The sequence below is a fragment of the Micromonospora sp. KC606 genome, assembly GCF_004348675.1.
In the GTDB taxonomy this organism is placed as follows: domain Bacteria; phylum Actinomycetota; class Actinomycetes; order Mycobacteriales; family Micromonosporaceae; genus Micromonospora.
In genome coordinates this window covers 1-5,242 of record NZ_SMKN01000306.1, presented here as the reverse complement: position 1 = coordinate 5,242, position 5,242 = coordinate 1, and the positions used below count along the sequence as shown (strand labels likewise).

Sequence of the window (5,242 nt, the reverse complement as noted above, 5' to 3'; positions counted from 1 at the left end):
TGCTGGTGCTGCCGCTGCTGCTGGTGCTGGTCGAGGGGGTGAACCGGACGCCGCACGTGCCGGTGCCGGCCGCGCCGGCGGCGCTGCGCGGCGTACCGGGCCCGGTGCTGGTGCTGCCGCTGGGCGGCGCGCGGGACTATCACGTGATGCTCTGGTCCACCGACGGTTTCCCGCGCACCGTCAACGGTCTCGCCTCGTTCGTCCCGGCCAGTCAGGAGCGGACCAGGGTCATGAGTCTGGGTTTTCCGGACGCCGCCTCGGTGGCGTACCTGCGGTCGGCGGGGGTGCGCACGGTGGTGCTGCTACCCGGGTACGCCGCCGAAACTCCCTGGCGGGACGCCGCCGGCCGGCCGGTCGACGGGCTGGGAATCCGGCGCGAGCAGATCGCCGACGCGGTGGTCTTCCACCTCGACCCGAAGGGCTGACCGGGAGCGCTTCCATACCTGCCCCCCCGCCCGCTACCGTGAACTTCTTCCTCGGCAGCGGGAGCCAGCGTGCCGGCGGGGAGCCAGGGCAGCTCTCCGCACCTGTCGACGCTTCGCGGCGTCGCACCCATGTCAGCTGGCATCCCCCGAGAGGAACCGCAGATGCGGAGAAGTCTCGCCGGCGCGGTCACGTCCGTGCTCGCCGCCGCCACGGCCGTCGTGGCCGTCCAGATCGCTGTCGCTCCGTCCCCACCGGCCGCCGCGGCGGCGGCCGAGCCGTACTCCTGGCGCAACGTCCGGATCGATGGTGGTGGCTTCGTCCCCGGCATCGTCTTCAACCCCACCGAGAAGAACCTCATCTACGCCCGGACCGACATCGGCGGCGCGTACCGGTGGGAGCAGGCCACCCAGTCCTGGACGCCACTGCTGGACTGGGTCGGCAACGACAGGTGGGGCTGGAACGGCGTGGTCAGCCTGGCCACCGATCCGGTCCAGACCAACCGGGTGTACGTCGCGGTCGGCATGTACACCAACGACTGGGATCCGAACAACGGGGCCATCCTGCGGTCGACCGACAAGGGGGCCACCTGGCAGGCCACCGAGCTGCCGTTCAAGAACGGCGGCAACATGCCCGGCCGGGGCATGGGGGAGCGGCTGGCGGTCGACCCGAACCGCAACAGCATCCTGTACTACGGCGCCGAGGGTGGCAACGGCCTGTGGCGCAGCACCGACCACGGTGCCACCTGGGCCAAGGTGGCCAACTTCCCCAACGTCGGCAACTACCGGGCCGACCCCGACGACAGCAGCGGCTACCAGAGCCAGAACCAGGGCCTGACCTGGGTCAGTTTCGACAAGAGCACCGGTACGGCCGGCAGCGCCACCCAGACGATCTACGTGGGCGTGGCGGACAAGGACAATCCCGTCTACCGCACCACCAACGGCGGGACGACCTGGGAGCGGATCCCCGGCCAGCCCACCGGCTACCTCGCCCACAAGGGGGTGGTGGATCCGGCCGGCGGCTACCTCTACATCGCCACCAGCGACACCGGCGGCCCGTACGACGGCGCCAAGGGCGACGTGTGGAAGTTCAACCGGGCCACCGGCGCGTGGACGCAGATCAGCCCCATTCCGTCGTCGAGCACCGACGCGTACTTCGGCTACTCGGGCCTGACCATCGACCGGCAGCAGCCGAACACGCTGATGGTGGCGACGCAGATCTCCTGGTGGCCGGACGCGATCTTCTGGCGCAGCACCGACGGCGGCGCCACGTGGACCCGGGTGTGGGACTGGGGCAGCTACCCGGAGCGGGTGAAGAAGTACAAGATGGACGTCAGTTCGGTGCCCTGGCTGACCTTCGGCGGCAACCCGTCCCCGCCGGAGGAGACCCCGAAGCTCGGCTGGATGAACGAGTCGGTGGAGATCGACCCGCACGACTCCAACCGTTTCCTGTACGGCACCGGCGCGACCATCTACGGCAGTACCGACCTCACCAGGTGGGACACCGGCGGGCAGTTCACCATTCGGCCGATGGTCCGGGGGCTGGAGGAGACCAACGTGCGGGACCTGATCAGCCCGCCGTCGGGCGCACCGTTGGTCAGCGCGCTCGGCGACATCGGCGGCTTCCGGCACACCAACCTCGACGCGGTGCCGTCGATGATGTTCACCCAGCCGAACTTCACCAGCACCACCAGCCTCGACTACGCCGAGAACAACCCGTCGGTGATGGTGCGGGCCGGCGACTTCACCGACGCCGACCGGCCGAACGACAGTCACGTGGCGTTCTCCACCGACGGCGGGGCCAACTGGTTCCAGGGCACCGAGCCGTCCGGGGTCAACAGCGGCGGCACGGTGGCCGCGTCCGCCGACGGCAGCCAGTTCGTCTGGGCCCCGGGCGACGCCGGCCAGCAGGTGGTCCGCTCGGTCGGCTTCGGCACCTCGTGGACCGCGGCCACCGGCATCCCGGCCAACGCGGTCGTCGAGTCCGACCGGGTCGACAAGAACACCTTCTACGGCTTCCGGGGCGGAAGGTTCTACGTGAGCACCAACGGCGGGGCCAGCTTCACCGCGACCGCCGCGACCGGGCTGCCCAGCACCGGCGACGTCCGGTTCAAGGCGTTGCCCGGCAGGAGCGGTGACATCTGGCTGGCCGGTGCCGGCGGCCTGTGGCACTCCACCAACTCGGGGGCCAGCTTCACCAAGCTGCCCGCCGTCACCTCGTCGATCAGCGTGGGCTTCGGCAAGGCCGCTCCCGGGCAGACCTACCCGGCGCTGTTCGTCATCGGCACCGTCGACGGCAAGCACGGCGTGTACCGCTCCGACAACGCCGGCGCGGCCTGGGTACGGATCAACGACGACCAGCACCAGTACGGCAACGCGGGCGAGGCGCTCACCGGTGACCCTCGGGTCTACGGCCGGGTCTACCTCGGCACCAACGGCCGGGGCATCATGGTCGCCGACCGGCAGGGCGGCAACCCGACGCCGACGCCTACCACCCCGACCCCGTCGCCGACCTCGCCCAGCCCGTCGCCGACCACCCCGAGCCCGTCGCCCAGCTCACCGAGCCCGTCGCCGAGCGGCCCGCCGCCGACGACGCCGGTCCCGGCGGGGGGATGCACGGCCACGTACAAGGTGACCAGCTCCTGGCAGGGCGGTTTCCAGGGGGAGGTGAGCATCCGCAACGGTGGCTCCCCGGCCAGCGGCTGGTCGGTGAACTGGCGCTTCGCCGACGGGCAACGGATCACCCAGCTGTGGGGTGGCAACTTCACCCAGAACGGAACCCTGGTGGTGGTCAGGAACGCCGACTGGAACGGCAACCTCGGAGCCGGCGCCACCACCAGCTTCGGGTTCATCGCGAGCTGGACCGGCACCAACTCGGTGCCCTTCCTCACCTGCACCGCCATCCCAGCCCGCTGACCGGTGTCCCCGGCGGCCGTCCGGCCGCCGGGGCGTGCCGGAAACGAGGGGCGGCCCCGGCACCGGGGACCGCCCCTCGGACGTACCCCGGGTCGGGCGAAGCCGCGGCCGCCTGGCTGGGAATCCGAGGGTGCGCCCCGGATTCAGCCGTCCAGTTCGGCGGGGGAGTTGGGCCGGTCCACGTCGACGAACTCGATGTCGTCCGCCTCGCGGCCCGCGCGGCTGCCGGCGGCCCGGGCGGCGGTGCCGGCGGCCCAGCCGATCGCGGTGCCGACCAGCGCGGCGCTGATCAGCAGCGTCCACGGCAGCGCCGGGCGGCGGCCGGCGAGCGCGTCGAAGGCGAGCGTGGCGCGGCGTCGGGCCTCGTCGGCGGCCGAGCCGACAACCTCGCCGGCGTCGGAGAGGTGCGCGCCGTGCCGTACCGACATGGCGGCGTCGCGGACGCTGTCGCCGGCGGATCCCACCGCCGTGGCGAGCTGCTGCCAGGCGTGGTCGGCGATCCGTTCCGGCTTGCTGCGGCGCTCCAGCAGGTTGGTGCCGAACATGTGTTGCCTCCTCGGGTGCCGAAGTCTGCGGCCACTTCGGACGCCGACGTGTCTAGCACGTCACGGTCCGCCTGTGACGGCCAGTGCCCCGCCGGGCCACCTCCCAAACCGGTGCGGTGTCCCCGGCTGCGCCGCATCGCGGTGTCCGGTGCGAGGGACACCGCGATCCGGCGCGAACTGCTGACAAATTGCCGACAGAAGTCGGCGGGAGGGACGCAGTCAGGGGAGGACGACCACGGTGGCGGCGCGGCGGGCGAAGTCGTCGCCGTCGTCATCGTCGTCGTCGCCCCCGCCGCCGAAGCCGCAGGCCAGCACCAGGGCGAGCAGCGCGCCTACACCCGTCAGAGCGAGCAGTCTCTTGATCATCGGAAATCCTTCGGTCGTGGTGGGGTCTCTGCCGCCGAGGCTAGGCAGCCCCGGCAAACCCGAGGATTCCCTGCGACCCATGCGACGCAAACCGGCGCGGGCTCGCCCGGTGCGTCGGGTCCGGCCGGGGGTGGACCGGGGCAGCTACCCTGGGGCGGTTGGGGCGGTCCGACCGGGCCGTCCACCGACGACAACATGACCAGGAACGATGCGGTGAAGACGGTCCGATCCGGCTGGATCCGCGAATTGCTCATCCCGAGGGGTGGCGACCGAGGCCGTTGGAGGAATACTCTCGGTCGCGGCCCGCGTACTGATGAGGCGCCCGTAACGGGCGAGTGGAGGTGCTCGCGTGAGCCTGTCGATCGTGAAATCGGTTCTGCCTGGTGGTGTCATCGAGATCGCTCCGCGTGGGGAGATCGACGTCGACACCGCGTACGAGGTACGTGAGGCGATCGCCGAGGTGCTCGCGAAGGGACGTCCGTCCCGGATCGAGCTCAACATGCGGCTCGTCACCTTCATCGACTCCGTGGGCATCAGCGCGATGGTCGCCGGTTTCCAGACTGCCGAGGTCAGCGGGGTGAAGCTGGTGGTCACCGAGCCGAGCCGGTTCGTGCACCGGCAGCTCTGGGTGACCGGCCTGCTGGGCCTCTTCGGTGCTCCGGAGCCCTACTTCGCCGGCGCCGCGGCCCGCGAGGTGCTGCCCGGCGCGTGACCCGGGTGCCCGCCGGCCAGCCGGTCGGCGGGCAATCAGCGATTCGGAGCCGGTCGGCGGGCAATCAGCGATTCGGAGCCGGTCGAGCGCGGAGTGGTTCCCGGCGACCAGCCCGACTGTGGCCGCGCCGGCTTCCTGCCGTCCGTTCAGCCGGTGGCACGACGCCGTGCGTGGTCCTCGCGCCGGCCAACGCCCTGCCCGCTCCCGGTGCGGGTAGAGTTCCGGCTGGTCGCCGCTGGTTGACGGTCACGGTCAGCCGGGGCGTGGGCGCGAGCCCCCAC

The 5,242-nt window shown here is 71.6% G+C and carries 4 protein-coding genes and 1 pseudogene; 3 read left to right on the top strand and 2 right to left on the bottom strand.

Features of this window, described 5'->3' with window-relative positions; translation table 11 throughout:
• Both E1193_RS29850 and E1193_RS29845 read left to right on the top strand, forming a co-directional pair.
• Positions 1 to 425 (top strand): annotated as a pseudogene (locus E1193_RS29850) (hypothetical protein); the annotation flags it as partial.
• 162 nt (positions 426 to 587) lie between these two features.
• Entirely contained in the window at positions 588 to 3,338 is a 2,751-nt protein-coding gene (locus tag E1193_RS29845) for a cellulose-binding domain-containing protein (RefSeq protein ID WP_132186483.1), read from the top strand.
• 143 nt (positions 3,339 to 3,481) lie between these two features.
• Here the strand turns inward: E1193_RS29845 and E1193_RS29840 are convergent, their stop codons facing one another.
• Together E1193_RS29840 and E1193_RS32220 are read right to left on the bottom strand one after the other, a co-directional pair.
• A complete protein-coding gene (locus tag E1193_RS29840; RefSeq protein ID WP_132186482.1) occupies positions 3,482 to 3,883 on the bottom strand; it encodes a hypothetical protein in 402 nt (133 codons plus the stop codon).
• A gap of 219 nt (positions 3,884 to 4,102) precedes the next feature.
• Complete coding sequence (locus E1193_RS32220) at positions 4,103 to 4,249, bottom strand: hypothetical protein (RefSeq protein ID WP_165945858.1); 147 nt, start codon at positions 4,247 to 4,249, stop codon at positions 4,103 to 4,105.
• Between the two features lie 349 nt (positions 4,250 to 4,598).
• Here E1193_RS32220 and E1193_RS29830 point away from each other — a divergent pair, with 349 nt between their 5' ends.
• Positions 4,599 to 4,961: an STAS domain-containing protein gene (locus E1193_RS29830; protein WP_132186481.1), complete on the top strand. Its 363-nt coding sequence runs from the start codon at positions 4,599 to 4,601 to the stop codon at positions 4,959 to 4,961.
• Positions 4,962 to 5,242: the final 281 nt, after the last annotated feature.